This window comes from Thermocrinis jamiesonii (assembly GCF_000702425.1).
Lineage (GTDB): Bacteria > Aquificota > Aquificia > Aquificales > Aquificaceae > Thermocrinis > Thermocrinis jamiesonii.
Map to the genome: position 1 here is coordinate 219,529 of NZ_JNIE01000002.1, position 22,421 is coordinate 241,949.

Consider the following 22,421-nt stretch of genomic DNA (forward strand, 5'->3'; position numbering starts at 1 on the left):
TCACCTCAAACCATATTTAAAGTGGTTTGCAAAAGCTCATCCAAAGCGCTTACCACCTTTGCCAAAGCTTGATAGCTTTTTTGAAGCTGAAAGATCTCCATAAACTCTTTGTCTATGGAAACTCCTTGAAGCTCTTGCAGTTTTGCCTCTATGGAATTTAGCACCGCACTTTCTATATCACTTTGCCTTTTATATTCGTTCAAATTTGTGGCTATAGAGTTTGTGAGGCCTTGGTATATGTCCTTAGAGTGGTCCCACCAAGACCTTGAAAAATCGTTAAATTCGTCCGCCTTTGAGTAATCCAAGTTGGAAAGGTATAAATATAGATTAGAATTCACACTAATATCTCCTATCCCCACACCCTGAAAAACCCTTGTTCCAACCATCCCTTGGCTATCCTCTATGATGTAAGATGGGTCTGAGGAAATTATCTGTAAAGTGTAAGTTCCGTCTGGGTTGGTTATAACATTGGCGCTAAAGCCCGCACCGGAAGCATTTATAGCATTAGCCAAATCTGTTAATGTATCTGTAGAGTTGTAGTTTATCACCACTGTAGAACTTCCCTGCAATGTTAGGCTACCGGACACTCCAAGTAAGTCCGTAGGGTTGGCGTAGTTCAAGGTCCAGTAATATTCAGTTGTTCCAGTCCTAACGGGAACTTTTACTTCGCTTATGAGCTTTTTTGCAAGCTGGTCAAGCCTATTTTGATAGTCCTGTAGATCAGCGTAAGAGTCCAAAAGACCCTTTATCCTTCCTCCCGATATATCGTTGGATATATTAATCTGCGTGCCATCCTTTGAATTCCAAAATACCCATTTGTTAGCTCCATCGTAAGAAAGTTCCCAGCTAAACTTGTCCTCAACCAAAACAAAACCTTTTGATGTTTCTACCCTTATCCTTCCTATATCATCTTCTTGGGCTCTGATGTTGATATACTCCGAAAGCTCCCTCAAAAGTCTGTCCCTTTCGTCCAGTATGTTCTTGTAGTCCTGACCCCTTGAGTAGGTTTGGGCATAGAGCGTTAATATTTCCTGGTTTAGTTTGGCGAGTTTTTTGGTTATTGTATTTACCTTGTCTATGTATTGGCGCATGCTGTAGTCTATGGAATTGGAAACGCTGTCTAAGTTTCTCTTTCTGTCCTTCAAGTAGCTAACCAAAGATCCAGCGGAATTAACCAACTTGGACCTTGCTCCTTCATTGGTTGGATCTTTCATAAGATCTTGGTAACTGCTAAAAAACCCGTTTATGTATTCCAGACCTCCCAAGCCCTGCGTAAATTCTTGGAAAAGATCCTCCACTCTGCTGTTATTTTTTATCTTCTCATCAAGGGATGAAACCAAGGAAAGTTGGGCATTTCTTTGTCCAACAAAGTGAAAACTTCTGACCCTTTCAATAGTTTCTAAGGCTATGCCATATGGAGCAAAGCTCTTGATTACTGGGTCCTCCTGTGCGTAGTCTGGATTGTTGGCATTAAGAATGTTTCTGTTTCTTATATCAATGGACTTTCTGAATATTTCCAAACTCTGAAAGATCACGCCAAAGCTTGCTCCAAACATAAGCCACCCCTTACTTATATTAGATTTCGTCCTCTACCTAAAAAATTTAACCCCACAGACCCTCCCATAGCTTTTCTAATTTTCTGTCCTTCGTTATAAGCTTTACGTAGTTTATCACGTACTTTCCCAAGATGTCCAACTCCACATTAACAAGGTCTCCAACTTTTCTGTGTTTTAAGTTCGTTTTTTCATAAGTGTGGGGTATTATGTTTATACTCACCGCATCTTGCTCTACGTAGTTTATCGTCAGACTTATACCGTCTATTCCTATGGAGCCTTTCTCTACTACATACTCTCTGTAGTCTTCTGGTATTTGTATTTTCAATTCCCAGTGGGAACCCCTTTGGGAAAAGACTAAGACTTTTGAGGTAAAATCCACGTGTCCCTGAAGAAAGTGTCCCCCTATTCTGTCTCCTACCCTTAGAGCTCTTTCAAGATTTACTGGATCTCCCTTTTTTAAAAGCTTTAGATTGCTCCTGCTTAGTGTTTCTTGGGATAGGTCAAAGCTCAGAGTGTCATTCTGTATATCTACCACTGTCAGGCAAACCCCATTAACCGCTATGCTGTCACCGATCTTTACATCTTTTAGTGTGCTTTTAACGGTTAGCTTGGCACCGCCCGAAAGAAGCTTTAGCTCTTCCACTCTTCCCACTTCTTCCACCAAACCAGAGAACATTAAAGCACCACCTCCTCTGCGTCAAAGACTGGACCATCAAAGCAAACCCTCAAAAACTCACCGTTTTTTGACCTGACCACACAACCAAGACATACTCCCCAACCGCAAGCCATTGGCGCTTCCAAAGATAGATAAACCTTCCTACCCTCTGACATACGCTGAAGAGCTCTAAGCATACCAATTGGACCACACGCATGCACTATCCAGTCTTTATCAAAGTCTTTTAGAGCATCCAAAACAGAGCCCTTTTCCCCTTCACTACCATCGTCCGTAAAGATCCTATAACTCAAACCACCCTCTTTGAGCCATCCCTTCATAGAAAGTCCTTCGGAACTTTTTGCTCCGTAGCATACAAAGACCTCTTTTCCCAGATTTTTTAACTCTTTTGCCAAGAGAGAAAGTCCAGAAAGACCTATTCCGCCACCTAAGAGAAGATGCTTTTGCCCTTCTATTGGAAAAAGCCTTTTTCCCAATGGTCCTAGAACTCTGATGCTGTCACCCTCCCTTAGCTTGCTCATAAGGGCTGTGCCTTTGCCTACCACGTCGTAGTATATGCTTATGCTGTCTTCTTTCTTGTCTGCTACCGCAAAAGCTCTTCTTGAAAGCGGATCTAAACCATCCCAAGCTTTTACCATCAAAAAGTGTCCAGGTTTTATAGCTGTTGTGTTGGGAAACTCCAACTCCATCAGATAGGTGTGGGACCCAACCCTTTGATTTTTTATAACTTTGCAAACTAATTCCTTCATATTAGAGAGCTAACCTATTAGCTAATTTTAGAGCCTTCTTTTATGTCCTTTTCTGGGATCAGAACGGACAGAGTCTCTCCGTCTGAGGCAGCCAAGAGCATACCCTGAGATTCTACGCCAAATATCTTTCTTGGTCTTAAGTTAGCAAGCACTACTATTTTCTTTCCCACCAGATCCTCAGGAGAGTAGTGTTTGGCTATACCAGCCATTAAAGTTCTTTCTTCGTTTCCAAGGGACACTCTGAGTTTGATGAGTTTTTCAGAACCTTCCACCCTTTCTGCAGATAGAACCTTTGCGACCCTTATGTCTAGCTTGATAAAGTCTTCTAAACTAATTAATTCCATAGCATAGTTCTCCAAACACTGTGCATTAAATTATAACTTAGTTCTTTCATTCAGATGGAACCTGTATAACTATAAACTCCGCTCTTCTGTTGGTTAGCCTACCGATAGAGGTGTTATTTTCTGCTATAAACCTCTCTTTTCCAAAGCCCACAACCTCTATTCTTTGGGCATCTATACCTTGCCTTACAAGGTAGTCTTTAACTGCCATAGCTCTTCTAAGTGCAAGTTTTTCGTTGTAGGCTTTGCTACCTATGTCATCAGTGTATCCTTCAATTCTTATGCTAATTTTCGGATTTTCCTTCAAAATTTTGACCACTTCGTTCAGCAAAGGCATATACTCCTTTTTTATTTCAGCTTTGTTAAAATCAAAATGAATCCTAGCACGAACCAATAGAGGTTCTTCTACCCTTTTCTTTGTTTCTTCTGTAACAGCTTCTGAAACCTTTTCTGTTTCCACCGGCTCTTCCTTAGCTTCTGGCACACTGACCAGTTGCACTTTACCTACATAACACTCAAGCGATGCCTTTTTTGCTATATCTACCTTGTCCTTAACGATTAAATAATAGGAAAGATAGCTGTTATACAGACTTTGCAAAAGAGAACTGTTTGGTTTGTCCTTTGAAAGTTCATAATTTATGGCGTCGTAATAAGCTTCTGTGTAAGCCAGTTCCTTAGGGGCACAGTTAAACGCCTTATCCTCCCTGAGTTTTTCAAGCGCGGATAGAAGGCTTTTTGGGTCTATGTTTAGAGTTTGTCCTTCTTTTTTTGGTTCTGTAATTTCCAAAGTATCGAGTGTTTGACTTCCCTCTATGGACTTGGATGCAGAGTTCATACTCTTTATGGCAAAAATCTTAGAACCTACCTCCTCCATTTCTGAGGCAAGCAATACGGATATATCTCTGTAAGCTCTTGCTTTTTCAAAGTGATAGATAGATTTATCCTTACCTCCTGCTTTGTAAGCGGTTTCTATGAGTCTTTGGGATTCATTAATGGCTTCGGAAACTCTAAGATCACTTTTGATGACAACCCCAAAACAAACAGCGACAGCTAAAACCTTTATCAGTATTACTTTTTTCATACTACTCCTCCTTTTTACCTCACTGTAATTATAATTCTATAGGTCTTCCGTTCTGCAAAAATTTTGGACAAAACAAAATTTAGCTTTAAACTCCGTCTTTGAAAGTTAGTAATTTTTCTTCAACTCTGTAGTGTATAGCTTCCGAGATATGATCTTCTCTTATTTTTTCTTCCCCTTCCAAGTCCGCTATGGTTCTTGATACTTTTAAGAGTTTACTGTAAGACCTTCCACTTAGGTGAAGCTTGTTCATGATTCTTTCAAGAAGAGTCTTTGCACTTGCGGTAAGCACACAGTATTTTTCTATTTCCTTTTCCGTCATCTGGGCATTAAATTTTGTCTTTGAATCCTTAAACCTTTCTCTTTGAATTTGATAAGCCTTTATAACCCTCTCCCTTACCTCTTTTGAACTTTCACCAACGTTTGGATTTATAAGGTCTTGGACTTCGACGGGTTCCACCCATACCTTTAGGTCTATTCTATCCAGTATTGGTCCAGAGAGTTTGGCTTGGTATGTTCTTATTTGGGAAAGGGAACATGTGCAAGCTTTGTATGGGTTGCCGTAGTTTCCACAGGGACATGGATTTGTTGCTCCTATGAGTATAAAACTGGCTGGAAAGGTTATCCTTCCACCCACTCTTGATACTGTCACGTATCCGTCCTCAATAGGTTGTCTCAAGGATTCAAGCGCCCTTCTGCTAAACTCTACCATCTCGTCTAAGAACAGCACACCTCTGTGAGCTAAAGAAATTTCTCCGGGCATAGGATTGCTACCACCTCCTATCAGCGCCACCTCTGATGCGGTATAGTGAGGTGACCTGAAGGGTCTATGAACCATCAGTCCTTCCTTTAGTATTCCCGCTACGCTGTATATCTTGCTTACTTCCAACGCCTCTTCCAAAGTCAAAGGAGGAAGTATGGTAACTATACGTTTTGCCAACATACTTTTTCCAGCTCCAGGAGGTCCTATCAACAACAGGTTATGCATGCCTGCGGCGGATATTTCCAAAGCCCTCTTTGCCTGATACTGTCCCTTTACGTCCGCAAGGTCTATGCTGTAGTCAAAAGCCTTAGAAAGAAGTGCATTAACATCAACCTTTTCTGATTCTATGTTTTCTTCTCCTCTAAAAAACCTAATTAACTGTTCCAAAGAGCTTACGCCAAACACCTCAACACCTTGGGCTATTGCTCCCTCCTTTGCATTTTCCTTTGGCACAAAAAATTTTCTAAAACCTTTCTGCTTTAGAGACAAGACTATGGGAAGGACACCATTTACAGGATTAACCTTTCCATCTAAGGAAAGTTCCCCAACAAAAACCGCATCCTCATCAACGTCCAAAACTCCGGTAAGCTTTAGTATGCCAATCGCTATAGGAAGATCATACAGTGTGCCTTGCTTTCTTAGGTTAGACGGAGACAAATTTACCGTTATTCTTTTGGCTGGAAGCTGAAAACCAATATTTTTAAGAGCAGACCTAACCCTATCCTTTGCCTCATTTATAGCCTTGTCCGGAAGCCCAACTATGTTAAATTGGGGAAGACCGGGCGCTATATCTACTTCCACATCAACCAGAAAGCCATCAATTCCAAGAACCCCTCCGCTCTTTACCCTACAGAACATAGAAAATTAGGATCTGCTGGCTATATACAGCACCAAGTCCCTGAGCCTGCACGAATAGCCCCACTCGTTATCATACCAAGCACCTACATGGACCATATCTTCTATAACTTGTGTTAATCCCGCATCAAATATAGAAGAGTGCTCATTTCCCACGATATCCTGAGATACTATTGGATCCTCTGTATATTGAAGTATGCCTTTAAGCTCGTTTTCTGACGCTCTTTTAAATACTTGGTTTACTTCTTGCGCATTAGAAGGTGGTCTTTCAACTATGACGGTTAGGTCCACAAGAGAACCATCTGCTACCGGCACTCTCCTTGCAGTACCATCAAGCTTACCTTTGAGCTCTGGGATAACCTCTCCTATAGCCTTTGCTGCGCCGGTGGTTGTGGGAATTATGTTTATACCAGCAGCCCTTGCCCTCCTCAAATCTTTATGTGGTAAATCCAGCACCCTTTGGTCGTTGGTGTATGCATGAACCGTAATCATGTAACCCTTCTTTATTCCAAAGTTCTCGTGAAGGACCTTAACCACAGGAGCCAAGCAGTTTGTAGTGCAACTGGCGTTGGAGATTATAAAGTGTTTCTGTGGGTCATACTGCTGATGATTAACTCCAAGCACCACTGTGATGTCTGGGTTCTTTGCAGGTGCAGATATGATAACTCTCTTCACAGTATCCCTAAGGTGAAGCTCTGCTTTTTCCCTTGACGTAAAAGCTCCAGTAGATTCTACAACTATTTCCACACCCACATCCCCCCAGGGTATTAAGGCAGGATCCTTTTCAGAAAAAACCTTTATACTTTTCCCGTTTATTATCAATTCCCCATCCTTAGCTTCAACCACACCCTTGAATACACCATGGACAGAGTCATATTTGAAAAGATGGGCTAAGGTTTTCGTATCCCCCAGGTCGTTAATAGCTACCACTTCAATGTCTTTACTTAGCAAACAAGCCCTTAAAAAAGACCTTCCTATCCTACCAAAACCGTTTATGGCTACCCTTACCATGAGTATTTAATTATAAAGCTTACTGACTTATTTCTGAAATTGCAAGCTTTATTTCGTGTAATAGCATGGCGGGTGTTTTAATAGGATAGTGAAGCTTTTTCACCACTTCCTCTGCAGGATTATCTTTTATTTTCAAACCTTTTAGCTTTTCCTGAAGCACAGAGCTTTCTTGGATTGGATATTTTACGCCCTTTGTGTATTTCAGTACCATATAAGCCCACGGTATATCAAGGACTTTGCATACATCCTCTGCAACCGCATTACAGAAGCTTACGAAAACATCTGCTTCCTGCCCTTCTGAAACTAATTTATAAGCAAGCTTTACTATTCCACCCGCTGTATGGACCTTTAACTCCTTTGACTCTTCCTTTGTTAACTCTTCCAGTTTCTTTATCTTTTCCAAAGCCAACGCGGGATCCGCTCTAAGAATACCCCTTACTGTATTCTTTGTAATGCCTACTATCTGAGCTATTTCCTCATCCGTTTTCAGATACTCGTTCTTTAGGACAACCACAAAAGCAGCCCTTGCCATACTGGGAAGCCAAGTAAGGGTCCTATACTCAGTCAGCTTTGACAGTCCCCCCAATAAATCAATAGCCTTTAGAAATACTCTGGCTGTTAGGTTTTCCAAGCTTTTCACGTCCATCTGCTGTGCTTGGACTTCAGTAATTTCAATTACCATAGCTTAACCTCCTATGGGTTCTTTTATCTTTATCAAACCGGTCTCGGTAATTTCTAAAAAGTGCGTCCTTGTGTCGTGTCCGGACATTCTACAACCGTCTATCCTAAAAAGTCTAACTATGTCTCCTAAGGGTTTTTTATAAAGCTTTGATTTAAAAGAAGAATCTATAAGCTCTTTAGCTACCACCATAGTGCCGTCCAGTATGTGGCTTACTGCATAACCACCTGCAGCTTCTGCGGTAAGCTCTTCATGCCCACTCCTCTTCTGAGATATGAATATAGCGGTCTGATACCACTTTTTCATAAAGTTGTAAAGCCTCCTTACCACCGCGCGAGCCATCATCTCCTTGTTTTCAAATAGCCCCGTCACAGAATCTATTACAGTAAACTTTACTTTGTAGGTCTTTATTACGTAGGCCAAAGTATCCAAAAGGTCTGGTATATTTTCTCTCAGTCTGGTAGAAGACGCAGCATCTATAAGGATTATGTTGTCCTGAAACTTGTTAAAGTCCAAACCCATAGCAATAGCTCTTAGCTTAAGAGAGGCAACCAAAAAGTTAGCGGGCGTTTCAACAGTTACAAAAGCTATCTTGTCCCCCTTGCTGGCTCTGTAAACCGTAAACTGCTCTGCCATTAAGGATTTTCCAGTGTCCGCAACACCGGTCAAGTTCATAACTGAATATGCGGGGATACCTTTCAGTGATTCTTTTACTAACTTTCCGTTTCTTTCCCTTACTATAAAGAAAAGATCATCTAAACCTTCCACACCCGTTTCTACACCGTATATTTCCGGAGCTTCCTCTAAAGCTTGAGATCCAGTGTATATAGCAGATAGCTCAGGTCCGTGTTCTGCCCCCGATTTTTCATACTCCTCAACCCGTTCTCTGAACCCTTCGTGCATCACTGTTTTTAAATATATACTACCAAAAAGTAAATAGCAAGATTTAATTTACTGCAAAACTTTTTCAAATCCTTTAGTGGAGTAAAGCTCTTCCTTAATTGCTGACAGAAGCATATCCAAGGCCTGTTGGTAATCCAAGGTTTTTATCTTACACCCGCTTGCGTATTTGTGTCCTCCACCACCAAGTTTTTCCGCAATCTTTGCTACATCAACTTTTCCCTTGGATCTCAAAGAAACTTTAAAAACTCCCTCATCCGGTTTTTCTATCAAAGCAAAGGCTACTTCCACACCTTCTATGGACCTGGGATAATTTACCAAACCTTCACTGTCTGAATACTCTGTGGCGGTTTCTTTAAAGAATCTATCAAATATAGTTATGCCAGCTATCAGACCATCCTCGTAGCAAGTCAGCGTATCAAGGACTTTAGATATGAGCTTCATCTTGTTTAGCGACTCCCTTTCACTGAACATAACGTAGGTTTGGTGAGGATCTGCACCCAACATAACAAGTTCCTTAGCCATCTCAAACACTTCTGCAGAAGTGTTTGAATACCTAAAAAATCCCGTATCTGTTGCCAAACCAGCGTAAAGACATTGAGCAATCTCTGCGTCAATGCAGTCTTTATCCCAATATTTTAAAAGGTTGTATACTAAACTTGCGGTAGCAGGGGCAGAATGATCTATGTAATCAAACTCCCCGTAAAATTCACCACCTATGTGATGATCTATCCTAACCTTTCTGACCACCTTCACTTCCGCACCGACTCTATAGAAACCAGAAGCATCAACGACTATGCCAAGATCAAAAACTTCATCTGTTGGAAGTCTTATAACTTCATCTGCATGGGGCAAAAAATCAAGAAAGTGGGGCACCTTGTCCTTACATCCAACCTTTACGTTTTTCCCCTTCTTCTTAAGAAAAAGATAAAGCGCCAACGCACTTCCAAGGGTATCCGCATCCGGACTTTCATGGCTCGCTATAAGTATAGAACCCTTTTCCTCTTTTAGCAAATCAACCAAAGGTATGGTTTCCAATCTCATGTCCTCATACCTCCAAAGAAATTTAAATATAAGACATCATCCTTTTCTTATCCATGTTATTGGACCATAATAAACCTCCATAGCAGCTTGAACTATAGATTCAGATAAGGATGGATGGGAAAAAATAGATTCCGCAAGGGACTTTATGCCTATATCAGCTTTTATAAGATGGATCACCTGATGCAGAAGTTCTCCTGCATGAGGTCCTAAGATGTGACATCCCAGTATTTTACCTGTATGTTCATCCACTACCAACCTAACAAACCCTTCATCCTCTCCGTCGTCCATAGCCTTAGGGTTAGACATAAAGGACACTACACCCACCTTATAATCATAGCCCTCTTCCTCTGCCTGATCCTCCGTTAAACCCACAGATGCGACCTCGTAAGCACTGTAAATAACCTTTGGCATTAAGCTTTCGTTCCTTTTCCAATTGTTATCTCCTAAGATGTGGCTTACTGCAACTTTTCCTTCATACATAGATTTGTGGGCAAGCATCAAGGATGAGGTTATATCTCCACAGGCATAGATGTTTTTTACAGAGGTTTGACAATACTGATTTACCTGGACAAAGCCCTTTTCATCCTTTTCTACGCCCACCTCTTCCAAACCTATCCCTTCTGTGTTCGGTTTCCTTCCAACACCTAAAAGGATGCAATCTACCTCCACCACAGAACCATCAGACAGAGCTACCTTTAGCACTTCATCTTCCGAATAATTTAAAACATAAGTCTTTAGCCTTATGTCTATTCCCAATCTTTTAAGCTTCCTTGCGAGATATCTTGAAGATTCCTCCGGTATGCTTGGATAAGGAAGAATTCTATCTTTCATTTCCACCAAAATCACTTCTACCCCGTACATCCGATATATGTAGGCAAATTCTACACCTACCGCACCCCCACCTACAATGAGCATACGCCTTGGGAATTCCTTTAAGCTCCATATTTGGTCCGTGTTAAAAATCTTCCTGCCATCTGGCTTTAAGTTGTCTAAGGATACACAGGAAGAACCCGTTGCCAAAAGTATAAATTTTGTCTTTATTTCCCGCTCTTCTCCTTCCACATAAACCGTGTTCGGATCTTTGAGAACACCCTTACCATAAAAGATTCTGATGCCGAGCTTTTCTGCAAATTTTTTAAAGTTTTCCCTTATGGTAGTTACCACTCTATCCCTACCTTCCGCCAGCTTTTTAGGATCAAGCCTTGGCTCATCAAAAATTATGCCGTAGTTTTTTCCTTTCTTAATCTTTTCCAAAAGATAGGCTCCGTGTCTCATGTATTTGGAAGGAATGCATCCTCTGTTTAGGCAAGAGCCTCCCACTGTTTCCGGAGATAGCTCTACAAAGGCTACCTTCATGCCCCTGCGGTGTGCATAAAGCCCAGCTTCATAGCCCCCACTGCCCGCACCTAAGATCACAAGATCAAACTCCATTCCCTTTTCTCCTCCTTCTTTCTTTATAAACTTCCTTTCTGCACTGTTTTATGATGGTTTTGTATTTGTAATACACGGAAGGTATCTTAATAGGCAATCCATAATAACGCTCCAAAAGAAGCATGATTTCTTCCGAAGTAAGAAACTTGTGATTTCTTATTATACCTTTTATATACTTGATAATCCGCGTTTCTTTCATGATCTAAATAAGTATATCATTCCAGATTAGGATTATAATTTAACTATTAGAATGAGGGAGATAGCGGTTTTTGAAGAACCGGTAAAGAAAAGGAAGGTTTCTTTGGTGCTTGTGGATGTGAATGAAATAGAAATCCCCAACTTTCAAAGGGATATATCCCCTGCCTTAAAAAAGCGCCTAATGACCGCCATAGAAAAGTTAGGTTTTTTGGTGCCGATAATACTTGTAAAGCGGGGAGAAAAACTTTATGTGATAGATGGACAGCACAGGCTTGAAGCTTTAAAAGATATTGGAGGCAAAGAAATATTAGCCATACTTGTTGATGAAGAGCTTTATAGATACTTTTTAGAGTTGAACACGGAAAAGCCACCAAACGTAAAAGAAAAGTCAAAACAAGCTTACAGGCTTTATATGGATCTCCTAAAGGAAAACCCAGAACAGATTGAGGAAGATTTGATAGACTACTTTGAAAAGCCCGAATACATAACCCTTGGCTTTGCTATAGAGGAAGTAGAACCTAAGTTTCCAGCCAGCTTTTACGAAAACTTTGTTTCAAAAATAGACAGGTTTCTTTATACACCACTTAAATCTGCGGTTGAGGAAAGGAGAAAAAGAGCAAAGGCGCTTGCAGAGCTAAACCAGATTGTTAATCAAAAATACGCAGAATTTGGTTGGGACAACGCCCTCTTGAAGGGGGAAATAATCAAGGAAGCCATTCAAAAAGTTTATGGAGCAAGAGTTAGAGTAATTTCCGATGACTTTTACGATGCGGTTGAGAAGGTAAAAAGAGCCTGTGAGAGCTTAACTATTGAGGATTTTGAAAAAGGCGCTGATGTTGAACTCTGAATAGCCATGATAGACACACACTGCCATTTAGATCTGTTGAAAAAGGAAGATTACGAAGAGTCCATAAAGGATGGCTCCTTAGAATACTTGATAACAGTCGGTTACGACAGAAAAACTATTGAAAACGCTCTTAGGATATCTGAGCAGGAGGATAAGGTTTATTGTGCAATAGGTTTTCATCCACACGAAGCGGACAAAGTCAAGGATCAGGACCTTGAATGGTTAAAAAGTTTGGCGCTTAGTCACCCAAAGGTTAAGGCTTTGGGAGAAATAGGATTAGATTTTTACAAAAACTACTCCGATAGAAAAAAACAAGAGGACATTTTTAGAAAGCAGATTCAGATAGCAAGGGAGCTGGGTCTTCCGATCGTGGTTCATTCAAGGAACGCAGAGGAAGAAACTTACAGAATACTGAGAGAAGAAAAAGCTTATGAAGTGGGTGGTGTGATGCACTGTTTTACTGGAAGCTACGAATTTATGAAAAAATGCATAGACCTTGGCTTTTACATATCTTACTCTGGCATTATTACTTATCCTAACGCATACTCTCTTAGGGAGGTGGTAAAAAGAACTCCAACCCAAAGGATACTTATAGAAACCGATAGTCCTTTCCTTGCACCGCAACCTGTAAGAGGAAAACCTAACAAACCACCTCACATCCGCTATGTTGCAGAAACTTTAGCCCAGATTATACCCAACACAAACTTAGAGGATGTAGATAGGATGACTTCCGAAAATGCAAAACTCATCTTCAACATAGGCAATAATAGCAAAAAGGAGTCCATAACATACGTCATAAATAACAAACTTTACATAAACCTTACGAACAAGTGCAACCTTCATTGCGTGTTCTGTCAGAGGGAAAGAGAAAGAAACTTTATGGTAAAGGGCTATTGGGTTTGGGTTTCAAAAGATCCGTCTGTAGAGGAAGTAATAAGGGAAATAGGTGATCCGAAAAAATACGACGAAATTGTTTTTTGTGGCTATGGCGAGCCTACCTTAAGGTTTTCTGCCTTAAAGGAAATAGCAAGTTGGGTAAAATCGCAAGGCGGTAAAGTGAGAGTAGATACCAACGGCCTTTTATTTACCTTCATGCCAAAGGAAAGTCTAAAACAGCTAAAAGGTTTGGTAGATGTTTGGTCTGTAAGTCTCAATGCTCCTGACGAAGAAACCTATAACAGGGTTTGCAAACCTGTCCAGCCAAATGCCTTTGAAATGGTAGTAGAATTCATAAAAGAGGCTAAAAATTTGGGCTTTGAAGTAATTGCCACTGCGGTGGATTTTCCGGGTGTTGATATGAAGAAGACTGAAGAACTTGCTACAAGTTTGGGTGCTAAGTGGAGGGCAAGAATATACGAATCTGTTGGATAGATTGAGATTAAAATAAACCTTTAAGGAGGGTCATAATGGTTGATCCAGATATACTGCTTCTTGCCATAGTTAATATGTCAGAAGGTGTTAAGGCTCTTATAGGGGACAAGGGAGCTAAGGCGGTCCTTAGGGATGCGGGAAGGCAATCTGGACCAAAGCTTCTTGAAAGCTTAATTGGACATTTCCCAGAAGTGCTTGATAAGGAAGAAGCTTTAAGAAGGGCGTGCATTATACTAGAAGACTTGGGATTTGCGAAGGTTATAAGTAAAGAAGATGGGAAAATCACTATAGAAGAAGACATATTTACCGATGCTATAGTAGGAGAAAATGTGGCAGAATCTCCCATAATATACTTTTTTGCCGGGCTTATAGAGGGTTTCGTTTCCTTCATGAGCGATCAAAAGCTTACCCTAATACCAGAAACTGTAGAAAGGGGGAAAATCGTTTATAAATACTCATAGTTTTAAGTGGCAAAGGCTGTTGAGTAATCTTAGATGGAATCTATCTCCGTCAAATTCCAAAAGGCTTATTCCTGTGTTGTCCATGTGAATATTCCATAAGTTATTCAGGCTCAATCCAACAGTCAGGCATACAATAGCGTGCAACGTGCCACCATGGGCTACCACGCACAATCTATTTTGCGGTAAGCTGATAAGATCCTCCAAAAAGCTTTTAACCCTGTTTTCAAACTCCTTCATATTTTCTTGCGTTGGTAAAGGATAGGTTATTGGATCCTTTAGCCAATTAAGGAAAGTCTCTTTATTTTCTTCTACCAAACTCCAAAAATGTTTTCCTTCAAAAACTCCAAAGGACATCTCCCTTATTCTTTCATCAACCTTGAGGGGAATATCCAAAACATCGCTTATGGTTTGTGCAGTTTTGTATGCCCTCCTCTGTGGAGAGCTAATTATTAGTTGTATTCCCTTGTCTTTTAGAAACTCTGCGCACATCCTTGCTTGAACAAAACCTAAGGGAGTTAGATCACTATCAAGCCTTCCTTGAAAGATTCCCTTTTCGTTAAACTCACTTTGGGCGTGTCTGACAAGATATATGAGCTTTTTCATTGCAAGACCCTCGCACCCGGGACGGCAGGCTTACCGTTGCTCCCTTTCGGGCCTGGCGGGGTTCACCCTGTCCCGTTGCGAGGGTATTTATAATTATAAAAAAGCTATGAAGTTCTACATCACAACACCCATATACTACGTTAATGATGTTCCACATGTGGGCCATGCATACACCAATATAGCTGCCGATACCTTAGCACGCTTTTACAGACTAAGGGGATACAACGTCTTTTTTCTAACGGGAACTGACGAACATGGGTTAAAAATACAAAAGTCTGCGGAAGAAAAGGCGCTGTCTCCAAAAGAGCTGGCAGACAGAAATTCAGAAAACTTCAAAAAACTGTGGGAATTTCTTAACATAAGCTATGATCACTTTATCCGAACCACAGACCCCTATCACATCAAACTCGTGCAAGAGATGTTTGTAAAAAGTTACGAAGCAGGAGATATCTACTTGGGAGAATATGAAGGTTGGTACTGCGTGGGTTGTGAGGAGTTCAAGTCAGAGAGTGATCTTATAGAAGGGAACAAATGCCCCATACACTTAAAGCCTTGCGATTACGTAAAAGAACCTTCCTATTTTTTTAGACTTTCTAAGTATCAAAAGGTTATAAAAGAACTGTTGGAAAAAGAACAAAGCTTTGTTCTTCCTTCATACAGGAGAAACGAGGTTATCAGTTTTGTAAAAGAGGGTTTGAAGGATCTTTCAATTACCAGACCAAGAAGCAGGGTAAAGTGGGGTATTCCTGTGCCTTTTGATCAGGAGCATACCATATACGTTTGGTTTGACGCTTTATTCAATTATCTCTCTGCAGTGTATGAAAAGATGGAGTTTTGGCCTCCGGACCTTCATCTTGTGGGAAAGGACATTCTAAGGTTTCACGCAGTTTATTGGCCCGCCTTTTTAATGTCTGTGGGATATGAACTGCCAAAGACTATATTTGCCCACGGTTGGTGGAAGGTAGAGGGTAAAAAGATGTCCAAATCTTTGGGTAACGTGGTGAATCCTTACGATTTAGTAAGGGAGTATGGTTTAGATGAGGTAAGGTATTTCCTTTTGAGGGAGGTGCCCTTTGGGCAAGACGGGGACATAACAAAGGAAGCTTTGAAAAACCGAATAGTTGGAGAGCTATCCAACGAGATTGGCAACCTATACAGCAGAGTTTTGGCTATGGTTGTGAAATATCTTGGAGCAAAAGTGGAAGGTAATAAGGATCAGGAGTATTTGAATTTATGCACAGAGGTTATAGAAAGATACGAGAAGTTTATGAGGGATGTAGATTTTTATCGTGCTTTGGAAGAGGTGCTCAGGCTATCTTCGTTTTTAAACAAATACATAGACAGCAAGGCACCGTGGAGTTTGGCAAAAACAGATGAAGAAGCTCTCAAAAAGGTTCTATACGCTCTAACAGATGGACTTTTCGTAATAGCTTACCTTTTAAATCCTTTTATGCCCTCAAAAACATCGCTTGTGTTTGAAAATCTCCACATTGAAGAGTTGCCAAAAGAGATTAAACCTTATATCTTTGGCTCCTACTCTACAAAAGGTAAGCTTATATTATTCCCAAAACAATCATGAGAATAGCTATAGTAGGAAGTGGGGTTATAGGACTTAGCGTTGCGCTTTACCTTAGCTTGGAAGGTTTCAAGGTGATGCTAATAACAAGGAATCCTCAGGAGGGGGCTTCTTGGTTCGCCGGTGGCATGTTGGCTCCCTTTTCCGAAGGGTTAGAGGGGGAACTCTTTGAATTTTCCTACGAAAGCCTTAAGATGTATTCAGATTATGTAAAGCTTGTGGAGGAAGTTTCAAGGTCCAAAATAGACTTTTGGAAAAATGGAATACTCAGGGTGGTTCTAAAAGGGGAGGAAGGACTTATAAAAAAGGCTGAGCAATACAGAGAAAGGGGCTTTTCTGTGGAAATTCTTGAAAGGATGGACTATCATTCTGAAGAGGTGGTGTCTGTAATCAGATATGCGGAAGAGGGATGGGTAGATACGGAACACTTGATGGATGCCTTGCTTTTGGCTATGGAAAACTCGGGAGTAAAAATAGAAATAGACGAAATCAACAAGATAGAGCTCAAGGATGAAAGGGTTGAGTCTTTGAAGGGTATAAAAGGAAACTACAGGGCAGATTACTATGTTTTTTGCACGGGTGCTTGGACAAAAGAGCTCTTTGACGTACCAGTGTATCCCATAAAAGGGCAAGCTATAAAGATAAAGGCTAAGCCCGTTGATGTGGTAAATTATTCCACTATTTCCTACATAATTCCCAGAAGCAGATATACCTATGTAGGTGCAACATCAGAGGATGTGTCCTTCTTAGGTGGAAACACAGTAGGTGGGCTTAACTTTTTGTGTGGTAATGCTATAAGAGTTGTTCCTTCTATTGCCAAAGCAGAAGTTATGTCCACCATTTATGGTTTCAGACCTGCCACACCTGACGAAAAACCTATCTTTTTGTTAGGAGAAAACTACTGCCTGTTTTCAGGACACTACAGAAATGGCATACTTCACGCACCAATTACCGCAAGCATTGCCAAATCTTTGATTAAAGACGGTGTTAAATCTATATATTTTGAATACTTTTCTCAGGAAAGATTTTAAAATTGCATCAAAAATCCAAAAGTTTTGAGGATTTTTATGGAACCTTTGTCAAAAAGGCAACGGGCGGATTCGAACCGCCGTAGAAGGGATTTGCAGTCCCTCGCCTAACCACTCGGCCACGTTGCCTTCAAAAAGCGGGCGACGGGACTCGAACCCGCGACCTGCTGCATGGCAAGCAGCCGCTCCACCTCTGAGCTACGCCCGCTGATATATAATATTATACTACTTACTCCACATTGGCTACCTGCTGTTTTAGCCTATCTATTTCAACCTTTATTTCCACTGCCCACTTGGATAGTTCTGGCATCTTGTTGCCGAGGGTGTTTATCTCTCTGTGCATCTCCTGAAGCAAAAAGTCTAATCTCCTTCCTACTTCCTCTTCCGAATTTAAAAGATTTTCAAATCTTTCAAGGTGAACCTTAAACCTTGTTAGTTCCTCCTCTATGTCCATCTTTGAGAGTAAAAACACTATCTCATTTAGCACCGTAGGGTTTTCTTCCGGGAGACCCAGCTCTTTAGCCCTTTCCAAAACCCTGTGCCTTAGCCTTTCCAAAACCTCTTCTTTTCTTTCCAAAATCTGGGTTAAATTTGCCTTTATGATCTTTATTCTTTCTGTGAAGTCTTCTTTGAGTTTTCTACCTTCTTCCTCTCTGCTTTGAACTAACTCCCTTAAAGCTTGAAAGAGTGCCTGATTTACAAGGGACTTTATCTCTTCGCTTAGTTCTTCCTCCTTTTTTTCAGCGTATCTTAGGGACGCATAAAAAGCCATATCATCCGATAGGTTTATGTTTAACTCTTGAGATAGAGATTTAAAGGTTTGGAAGGTTCTTATCAAACTCTGCAAATCTAAAGGGCTCTTTTCCAGCTTAGGCTCAATCTGTATTATTAGACTTACAGTACCTCTTTTGATGTAGTCTTTTAGAAAATTCCTTATATCAAGTTCAAATTCATATAGGGGCATGTTTGACTTTATGGAAATTTCAAGACCCTTTGAGTTGAGTGTTCTAATAAATACCACTGCCCTCCAGTTCTCGTTTTCCGAAACCCCCTTCCCTACTCCTGTCATACTGCGCACTTTTAACCCCCACCATATTCAGTGCTTTCCGACTCTGCTACAAACTCCTCTATCATATCTTTGATAAGTTTGGTAAGCTCTGTAATGTCCTTCTCCAGATAATACTCAAAAAGTTCTATTATCCTTGTCCGGTTACGTTGCTCGTCTATGTAAAAATGTACTCTTATGTAAGGGATTTCTTTCTTTAACTCAAAATCTTCTTGGTCGGGCAATACAAGCTCAACCTCCACCTCTGGGCCAAAAAGTCCCTCGTTTTCAAAGTATGTCTTTATCGTCAAAAGTTTGTCCTCATAATTTCTCCAGTTAAACATCTTCAACTATTTCCAGTTGGGAAAAGATGAAGCTTATTTCATACTGAGCGGATTCTGGGGAGTCAGAAGCGTGTATGGCATTTTTCCCTTTATCTGTACCAAAGAGCGCTCTGATGGAGTTTGGAGCTATCCTTCTGGCTTCCTCGCTATCGGTTGGTCCTATTATCTCCCTCACTCTTCTTATAGCATCTTCACCTTCCAAAACACAGGCAACCACGGGACCAGAGCTCATAAACTCCACAAGTTCTTTGTAGAACGGCCTTTCCTTATGGACTATGTAAAATCCTTTGGCTTTTTCTTCAGTAAATCGGAAAAGCTTCATGGCTAAAATTTTAAAACCTTCTGAGATAAACCTATCAAGTATTTTACCCGTCGCTCCCTTTTCAAAGGCATCCGGCTTGATGATAATTAACGTCCTTTCCTTTGCCATTTTTACCTCCTTATGGAATTTTTAAAATTTCTCATCATCCAAGCCTTTCTAAAATACGCTTAACAGAAGCATCTATGACCATACCGGAAGTTTTAACCACAAACCCACCTATTAGGGACGGATCTTCTAAAATCTCAAACTCAAGCTCTCTGTTAATCAACTGCTTTATCTTTGCCTTAAGAGATTGAAGAATGTCTTCATCCACCTTCTTTGCCAATATCAGAAAGGCTTTTGAAACCTTCAGGAGTTTTTCTACCTCATAGTCATAAAGCCTTTTTATTTCGCCAAGCATTGGGATGGCGTTTAGTTCCACCAAGTAATTTATAAATTCCTTAACTTCAGAGGGCATAGAGAATTTTTCTGAAAGTTCAGTTAAATATGCTGTTTTCTTTTCGTTGGGCACCTTTGGGTTAAGAACAAAGTCTCTAAATAATTTTTCTCTTTTGTAAAGGTCATAGACAAAAGCTAAAAAGTTTGAGCCTAAAACTAAAGTAGTTTTATCTTTGGGAAGTTTGCTAATAAACACCTTTGCCAATTTTTTTGCTAACTCTTTGTTCATTGGCTAGCCTCCATTTTCTTAATAGTCTTTTCTACATATCGTCTTTGCACATCTGGGTTTTGGAAGTCTTCCATAAGCCTTTTTATAGCAAGCTCCTTAGCTTTTTGTATGCCATACTTTAACAGCTCTTCCTTTGCTTTCTTTGTTTCTAACTCTATGCTTTCCCTTGCCTTTTCTTTGATCCTTCTTACGACCTCATCTATTTTCTTTATTTCCTCCTCTTTTATCTGTTGTGCGGTTTGCTCCGCAAGTTTTATTTGTTCTGCGTGACGTCTTTTTGCATCTTCGTATTCAAACTTTGCTTTTTCTAAAGCTTCCTTTGCTCTCCTTAGCTCTTTTTCCGATTCTTCTAAGTTTTCCGTAAGTTTTAAAAAGAAAGACCTGAAGGCTTCACCTACGGGTTTTCTTCCAAAATAATAGACTATTGCCAAAAAGAGTAAAATGTTTAGACCTTTCCACACAAGCTCCAAGGTGTGATGCCCTTCTGCCATGTTACGCCGCCTCCTCTATTCTTTGCACTATGCTTTTTGCTATTTCTTCTATTTTCTCTTCAAGCTTTGCCTTTTCAACATTTAAAGCTTTGCGGATCTCTTCCACGCTCTTTTCTATTTCCTTCTGAGCTTCCTCTTCAGCCTGAGCTATTTTTTCCGCTTTTATTCTTTCCACCTCTTTCTTTGCTTTTTCCAGGATCTCCTTGGAAGCTATGCTTGCCTTTTCTATTTCCTCTTTGGCTAATGCGAGCAGTTTGTTTGCTTCCTCTTGAAGCTTGCTTGCTTCTTCGTAATTTTTACGGACAATATTTTCTCTACTTTCTATAACTTCGCCGTAGGGTTTGGTAAGTATTTGTCTGATGATGAACATAAAGATTAAAAACAAGAATGCTTGAATAAAGAGGGTTATATTTGGATATAGGGCTTGCTGTATCTCCATAACTTCCTCCTTTTTAAAATTTTAACACAAGCCTTTTTCTATTTCTTCTATTAGCTTTATCCTTTCCTGATGTCTTCCACCTTCAAAGCTTGTGCTTAGCCAAGCTTCCACTATGGAAAGCGCCAATTCATCTCCCACAACTCTGTCTCCTAAGCACAACACGTTAGCATCGTTGTGCATTCTACTCATCCGAGCCATATATTCGTTCAGACAAAGGGCTGCTCGTATGCCCGGAAACTTGTTCGCGGTTATGGACATACCTATTCCACTTCCACATATGAGAATTCCATAATCTGCCCTCTTTTCCTGAACAGCCTTAGCCACTTCTTTTGCAAAGAGGGGATAGTGGGTTGAGTCTGTAGAGTTGGTGCCAAAGTCCAAAACCTCATAGCCTTTTGAAAGGAGAAATTGCTTTATCTTTTCCTTTAATCTAAAGCCTGCGTGGTCCGAACCTATGGCTATTTTCATTTGGATATCACCTCAGATATTAATTTATTTACCAATTGAGGATTAGCTTTACCTTTCGTAGCCTTCATAACCTGGCCTACAAAAAAGCCTATGAGCTTGCTTTCTCCCGATTTTAACCTTTGGTATTCGTTAGGGTAGGCATTGAACACCTGTTGGACTATTTCCATAATGGCGCTTTCGTCACTTATTTGTTTCAGACCTTTCTTTTCCACTATAGTCTGTGGGTCTTCACCGGTTGCAAACATCTCTGCAAGCACTTCCTTTGCAAGCTTTGATGATAAAACACCTTCCTTTATTAGCTTTACAAGCTGAGCCAATTTCTCTGGGCTTACGGGAGATTGATCTACGCTCAGATTATTTTCTCTCAAAAGACCTAAAAAGTCGTTAAGTATCCAATTGGAAGTTAGCTTTGGATCCTTGTCGTAGAATTTAAGAGAAGCTTCAAAGAAATCTCCCAATTCTTTTATGTCCGTTAATACTTTGGCTTCGTATGGAGTTAAAGCGTATGCTTTTATAAACCTTTCAATTCTTTCGTGAGGAAGCTCGGGCATGCTGTTTTTTATTTGCTCTATCCAGTCTTTACTTATCACCAAAGGTAATAGGTCTGGGTCTGGAAAGTATCTGTAGTCCTCCGCTTCCTCTTTTGTGCGCATGGGATGGGTTAGTCCGGTAGATGGATCAAAGGTTCTCGTCTCTTGTATGATCTTCCCACCAGAAGATAGGATCTTTTTTTGTCTTTCTATTTCACTCTCTATAGCCTTTTGCACAAACCTAAAGGAATTTACGTTCTTTATTTCTACTTTTGTGCCCAACTCTTTTGAGCCCTTTGGTCTTAAAGACAGGTTTATATCGCACCTGAGCTGTCCCTTTTCCATATCTGCCTTGGAAACACCAGCGTACCGGAGGATGTTTCTGAGCGTTTCTAAAAACTCTCTTGCCATTTCTGGCGAATCTATGTCTGGCTCGGTAACGATCTCTATTAAAGGAGTTCCAGCTCTGTTTAGATCTACATAAGTTTTATTTCCTTCGTGGATGTTCTTTCCGGCGTCCTCCTCAAGGTGCAGTCTCCTTATCCTTACCTTTTTTCCGTTTATCTCAATCCATCCGTCTGTCGCTAAGGGTTTTTCATACTGAGATATCTGGTATCCCTTTGGAAGGTCTGGGTAGAAGTAATTTTTCCTTGCAAATACGGAAAACTCATGAACTTTGCAATTAAGGGCTAATGCTGCTCTTATGGCATACTCTACAGCCTTTTTGTTTACCACTGGCAAGCTTCCCGGCAAACCAAGACACACTGGACACACAAGGGTATTGGGCTCAGCTCCAAACTCCACAGGACAGGAACAGAACATTTTAGTTTTCGTATCAAGCTGAACGTGTATCTCAAGTCCTATAACTGGTTCAAACTCCATAGGTTTTATTTTAATCTCTAATTCTAACACGCAGAGATATTATAAATCCCTATCCTCCAAAGGACTTTC

Annotated in this window: 26 protein-coding genes, 2 tRNA genes and 1 other RNA gene; 5 read left to right on the forward strand and 24 right to left on the reverse strand. The window is 40.5% G+C overall.

Annotated features, from left to right (window positions below; translation table 11 throughout):
• Window positions 1-5 precede the first annotated feature (5 nt).
• The 12 genes from flgK to K217_RS0101290 form a co-directional block, all read right to left on the reverse strand.
• On the reverse strand, window positions 6-1,556 hold the full coding sequence (gene flgK / locus K217_RS0101235; RefSeq protein WP_029551321.1) for a flagellar hook-associated protein FlgK: 1,551 nt from the start codon (window positions 1,554-1,556) through the stop codon (window positions 6-8).
• A 46-nt stretch (window positions 1,557-1,602) separates the two neighbouring features.
• Window positions 1,603-2,232 (reverse strand): riboflavin synthase, encoded by a 630-nt coding sequence (locus K217_RS0101240; protein ID WP_029551322.1) that lies wholly within the window; start codon window positions 2,230-2,232, stop codon window positions 1,603-1,605.
• The gene (locus K217_RS0101245) at window positions 2,232-2,978 is read right to left on the reverse strand and encodes a dihydroorotate dehydrogenase electron transfer subunit (RefSeq protein WP_029551323.1); all 747 of its coding nucleotides are present in this window, start codon (window positions 2,976-2,978) and stop codon (window positions 2,232-2,234) included. The genes K217_RS0101240 and K217_RS0101245 overlap by 1 nt, the downstream gene beginning before the upstream one ends.
• A 17-nt stretch (window positions 2,979-2,995) precedes the next feature.
• Window positions 2,996-3,322, reverse strand: a complete 327-nt coding sequence (gene metG / locus K217_RS0101250; RefSeq protein ID WP_029551324.1) for a methionine--tRNA ligase subunit beta — start codon at window positions 3,320-3,322, stop codon at window positions 2,996-2,998.
• Window positions 3,323-3,368: 46 nt separating this feature from the next.
• Window positions 3,369-4,400: an OmpA family protein gene (locus K217_RS0101255; RefSeq protein ID WP_029551325.1), complete on the reverse strand. Its 1,032-nt coding sequence runs from the start codon at window positions 4,398-4,400 to the stop codon at window positions 3,369-3,371.
• A gap of 85 nt (window positions 4,401-4,485) precedes the next feature.
• Complete coding sequence (locus tag K217_RS0101260) at window positions 4,486-6,018, reverse strand: YifB family Mg chelatase-like AAA ATPase (RefSeq protein ID WP_029551326.1); 1,533 nt, start codon at window positions 6,016-6,018, stop codon at window positions 4,486-4,488.
• A 6-nt stretch (window positions 6,019-6,024) separates the two neighbouring features.
• Window positions 6,025-7,026 carry a type I glyceraldehyde-3-phosphate dehydrogenase gene (gene gap / locus K217_RS0101265; protein ID WP_029551327.1) on the reverse strand — a complete coding sequence of 334 codons (1,002 nt, stop codon included), beginning with the start codon at window positions 7,024-7,026 and terminating at the stop codon, window positions 6,025-6,027.
• Window positions 7,027-7,045: 19 nt separating this feature from the next.
• On the reverse strand, window positions 7,046-7,708 hold the full coding sequence (locus K217_RS0101270) for a bacterio-opsin activator (protein ID WP_029551328.1): 663 nt from the start codon (window positions 7,706-7,708) through the stop codon (window positions 7,046-7,048).
• A gap of 3 nt (window positions 7,709-7,711) precedes the next feature.
• Window positions 7,712-8,608, reverse strand: coding sequence for a KaiC domain-containing protein (locus K217_RS0101275; RefSeq protein ID WP_029551329.1), 897 nt, complete (start codon window positions 8,606-8,608; stop codon window positions 7,712-7,714).
• Between the two features lie 48 nt (window positions 8,609-8,656).
• Window positions 8,657-9,649: a DHH family phosphoesterase gene (locus K217_RS0101280; RefSeq protein ID WP_029551330.1), complete on the reverse strand. Its 993-nt coding sequence runs from the start codon at window positions 9,647-9,649 to the stop codon at window positions 8,657-8,659.
• 36 nt (window positions 9,650-9,685) lie between these two features.
• Window positions 9,686-11,080 carry a dihydrolipoyl dehydrogenase gene (gene lpdA / locus K217_RS0101285; RefSeq protein ID WP_029551331.1) on the reverse strand — a complete coding sequence of 465 codons (1,395 nt, stop codon included), beginning with the start codon at window positions 11,078-11,080 and terminating at the stop codon, window positions 9,686-9,688.
• A complete protein-coding gene (locus K217_RS0101290; RefSeq protein WP_029551332.1) occupies window positions 11,070-11,279 on the reverse strand; it encodes a hypothetical protein in 210 nt (69 codons plus the stop codon). Before K217_RS0101290 ends, lpdA begins: the two co-directional genes overlap by 11 nt.
• A 51-nt stretch (window positions 11,280-11,330) precedes the next feature.
• Between K217_RS0101290 and K217_RS0101295 the strand changes: the two genes are divergently transcribed.
• The 3 genes from K217_RS0101295 to K217_RS0101305 are packed head-to-tail and all read left to right on the forward strand — an operon-like array spanning window position 11,331 to window position 13,957.
• Window positions 11,331-12,125 carry a ParB/RepB/Spo0J family partition protein gene (locus tag K217_RS0101295; protein WP_029551333.1) on the forward strand — a complete coding sequence of 265 codons (795 nt, stop codon included), beginning with the start codon at window positions 11,331-11,333 and terminating at the stop codon, window positions 12,123-12,125.
• A 6-nt stretch (window positions 12,126-12,131) separates the two neighbouring features.
• The gene (locus K217_RS0101300) at window positions 12,132-13,496 is read left to right on the forward strand and encodes a YchF/TatD family DNA exonuclease (protein WP_029551334.1); all 1,365 of its coding nucleotides are present in this window, start codon (window positions 12,132-12,134) and stop codon (window positions 13,494-13,496) included.
• A gap of 35 nt (window positions 13,497-13,531) precedes the next feature.
• Window positions 13,532-13,957, forward strand: a complete 426-nt coding sequence (locus tag K217_RS0101305) for a hypothetical protein (protein WP_029551335.1) — start codon at window positions 13,532-13,534, stop codon at window positions 13,955-13,957.
• Here K217_RS0101305 and K217_RS0101310 read toward each other — a convergent pair.
• Both K217_RS0101310 and ffs read right to left on the reverse strand, forming a co-directional pair.
• Window positions 13,952-14,560, reverse strand: coding sequence for a histidine phosphatase family protein (locus K217_RS0101310; protein WP_029551336.1), 609 nt, complete (start codon window positions 14,558-14,560; stop codon window positions 13,952-13,954). The two genes, K217_RS0101305 and K217_RS0101310, sit on opposite strands and share 6 nt — an antisense overlap.
• 1 nt (window position 14,561) lies before the next feature.
• Window positions 14,562-14,647: signal recognition particle sRNA small type (ffs, locus tag K217_RS07590), an RNA gene on the reverse strand.
• A 19-nt stretch (window positions 14,648-14,666) separates the two neighbouring features.
• Here ffs and metG (K217_RS0101315) point away from each other — a divergent pair.
• Entirely contained in the window at window positions 14,667-16,139 is a 1,473-nt protein-coding gene (metG, locus tag K217_RS0101315) for a methionine--tRNA ligase (protein WP_029551337.1), read from the forward strand.
• Window positions 16,136-17,167, forward strand: a complete 1,032-nt coding sequence (thiO, locus tag K217_RS0101320) for a glycine oxidase ThiO (protein WP_029551338.1) — start codon at window positions 16,136-16,138, stop codon at window positions 17,165-17,167. Before metG (K217_RS0101315) ends, thiO begins: the two co-directional genes overlap by 4 nt.
• 54 nt (window positions 17,168-17,221) lie before the next feature.
• On the opposite strand, the gene K217_RS0101325 is transcribed toward thiO, so the two are convergent.
• The 10 genes from K217_RS0101325 to gatB all read right to left on the reverse strand — a co-directional run bounded on the left by K217_RS0101325 (window position 17,222) and on the right by gatB (window position 22,382).
• Window positions 17,222-17,293: transfer RNA gene (locus K217_RS0101325), tRNA-Cys, on the reverse strand.
• 7 nt (window positions 17,294-17,300) lie between these two features.
• A tRNA-Gly gene (locus K217_RS0101330) sits at window positions 17,301-17,372 on the reverse strand.
• A 21-nt stretch (window positions 17,373-17,393) separates the two neighbouring features.
• Window positions 17,394-18,233 carry a YicC family protein gene (locus K217_RS0101335; RefSeq protein WP_029551339.1) on the reverse strand — a complete coding sequence of 280 codons (840 nt, stop codon included), beginning with the start codon at window positions 18,231-18,233 and terminating at the stop codon, window positions 17,394-17,396.
• A gap of 11 nt (window positions 18,234-18,244) precedes the next feature.
• Window positions 18,245-18,553: a hypothetical protein gene (locus K217_RS0101340; RefSeq protein WP_029551340.1), complete on the reverse strand. Its 309-nt coding sequence runs from the start codon at window positions 18,551-18,553 to the stop codon at window positions 18,245-18,247.
• A complete protein-coding gene (ndk, locus tag K217_RS0101345) occupies window positions 18,546-18,983 on the reverse strand; it encodes a nucleoside-diphosphate kinase (protein WP_029551341.1) in 438 nt (145 codons plus the stop codon). Before ndk ends, K217_RS0101340 begins: the two co-directional genes overlap by 8 nt.
• A gap of 34 nt (window positions 18,984-19,017) precedes the next feature.
• Window positions 19,018-19,542, reverse strand: a complete 525-nt coding sequence (gene atpH, locus K217_RS0101350) for an ATP synthase F1 subunit delta (protein WP_029551342.1) — start codon at window positions 19,540-19,542, stop codon at window positions 19,018-19,020.
• Window positions 19,539-20,033, reverse strand: a complete 495-nt coding sequence (locus tag K217_RS0101355; RefSeq protein WP_029551343.1) for a F0F1 ATP synthase subunit B — start codon at window positions 20,031-20,033, stop codon at window positions 19,539-19,541. Before K217_RS0101355 ends, atpH begins: the two co-directional genes overlap by 4 nt.
• Before the next feature lies 1 nt (window position 20,034).
• Entirely contained in the window at window positions 20,035-20,472 is a 438-nt protein-coding gene (locus tag K217_RS0101360; protein ID WP_029551344.1) for a F0F1 ATP synthase subunit B family protein, read from the reverse strand.
• A gap of 21 nt (window positions 20,473-20,493) precedes the next feature.
• The gene (gene rpiB, locus K217_RS0101365; RefSeq protein ID WP_029551345.1) at window positions 20,494-20,940 is read right to left on the reverse strand and encodes a ribose 5-phosphate isomerase B; all 447 of its coding nucleotides are present in this window, start codon (window positions 20,938-20,940) and stop codon (window positions 20,494-20,496) included.
• Complete coding sequence (gene gatB / locus K217_RS0101370) at window positions 20,937-22,382, reverse strand: Asp-tRNA(Asn)/Glu-tRNA(Gln) amidotransferase subunit GatB (protein ID WP_255326807.1); 1,446 nt, start codon at window positions 22,380-22,382, stop codon at window positions 20,937-20,939. The genes rpiB and gatB overlap by 4 nt, the downstream gene beginning before the upstream one ends.
• Window positions 22,383-22,421: the final 39 nt, after the last annotated feature.

Coding starts and splice junctions, on each gene's coding strand:
- ndk (WP_029551341.1), bottom strand. CDS start 18,983: ATGGCAAAGGAAAGGACGTTAATTATCATCAAGCCGGATGCCTTTGAA.
- K217_RS0101295 (WP_029551333.1), top strand. CDS start 11,331: ATGAGGGAGATAGCGGTTTTTGAAGAACCGGTAAAGAAAAGGAAGGTT.
- metG (WP_029551337.1), top strand. CDS start 14,667: ATGAAGTTCTACATCACAACACCCATATACTACGTTAATGATGTTCCA.
- K217_RS0101340 (WP_029551340.1), bottom strand. CDS start 18,553: ATGTTTAACTGGAGAAATTATGAGGACAAACTTTTGACGATAAAGACA.
- lpdA (WP_029551331.1), bottom strand. CDS start 11,080: ATGGAGTTTGATCTTGTGATCTTAGGTGCGGGCAGTGGGGGCTATGAA.
- K217_RS0101275 (WP_029551329.1), bottom strand. CDS start 8,608: ATGCACGAAGGGTTCAGAGAACGGGTTGAGGAGTATGAAAAATCGGGG.
- K217_RS0101360 (WP_029551344.1), bottom strand. CDS start 20,472: ATGGAGATACAGCAAGCCCTATATCCAAATATAACCCTCTTTATTCAA.
- K217_RS0101290 (WP_029551332.1), bottom strand. CDS start 11,279: ATGAAAGAAACGCGGATTATCAAGTATATAAAAGGTATAATAAGAAAT.
- K217_RS0101260 (WP_029551326.1), bottom strand. CDS start 6,018: ATGTTCTGTAGGGTAAAGAGCGGAGGGGTTCTTGGAATTGATGGCTTT.
- K217_RS0101245 (WP_029551323.1), bottom strand. CDS start 2,978: ATGAAGGAATTAGTTTGCAAAGTTATAAAAAATCAAAGGGTTGGGTCC.
- gap (WP_029551327.1), bottom strand. CDS start 7,026: ATGGTAAGGGTAGCCATAAACGGTTTTGGTAGGATAGGAAGGTCTTTT.
- K217_RS0101280 (WP_029551330.1), bottom strand. CDS start 9,649: ATGAGATTGGAAACCATACCTTTGGTTGATTTGCTAAAAGAGGAAAAG.
- K217_RS0101255 (WP_029551325.1), bottom strand. CDS start 4,400: ATGAAAAAAGTAATACTGATAAAGGTTTTAGCTGTCGCTGTTTGTTTT.
- K217_RS0101335 (WP_029551339.1), bottom strand. CDS start 18,233: ATGACAGGAGTAGGGAAGGGGGTTTCGGAAAACGAGAACTGGAGGGCA.
- flgK (WP_029551321.1), bottom strand. CDS start 1,556: ATGTTTGGAGCAAGCTTTGGCGTGATCTTTCAGAGTTTGGAAATATTC.
- rpiB (WP_029551345.1), bottom strand. CDS start 20,940: ATGAAAATAGCCATAGGTTCGGACCACGCAGGCTTTAGATTAAAGGAA.
- metG (WP_029551324.1), bottom strand. CDS start 3,322: ATGGAATTAATTAGTTTAGAAGACTTTATCAAGCTAGACATAAGGGTC.
- K217_RS0101300 (WP_029551334.1), top strand. CDS start 12,132: ATGATAGACACACACTGCCATTTAGATCTGTTGAAAAAGGAAGATTAC.
- K217_RS0101240 (WP_029551322.1), bottom strand. CDS start 2,232: ATGTTCTCTGGTTTGGTGGAAGAAGTGGGAAGAGTGGAAGAGCTAAAG.
- K217_RS0101355 (WP_029551343.1), bottom strand. CDS start 20,033: ATGGCAGAAGGGCATCACACCTTGGAGCTTGTGTGGAAAGGTCTAAAC.
- thiO (WP_029551338.1), top strand. CDS start 16,136: ATGAGAATAGCTATAGTAGGAAGTGGGGTTATAGGACTTAGCGTTGCG.
- K217_RS0101270 (WP_029551328.1), bottom strand. CDS start 7,708: ATGGTAATTGAAATTACTGAAGTCCAAGCACAGCAGATGGACGTGAAA.
- atpH (WP_029551342.1), bottom strand. CDS start 19,542: ATGAACAAAGAGTTAGCAAAAAAATTGGCAAAGGTGTTTATTAGCAAA.
- K217_RS0101310 (WP_029551336.1), bottom strand. CDS start 14,560: ATGAAAAAGCTCATATATCTTGTCAGACACGCCCAAAGTGAGTTTAAC.
- K217_RS0101305 (WP_029551335.1), top strand. CDS start 13,532: ATGGTTGATCCAGATATACTGCTTCTTGCCATAGTTAATATGTCAGAA.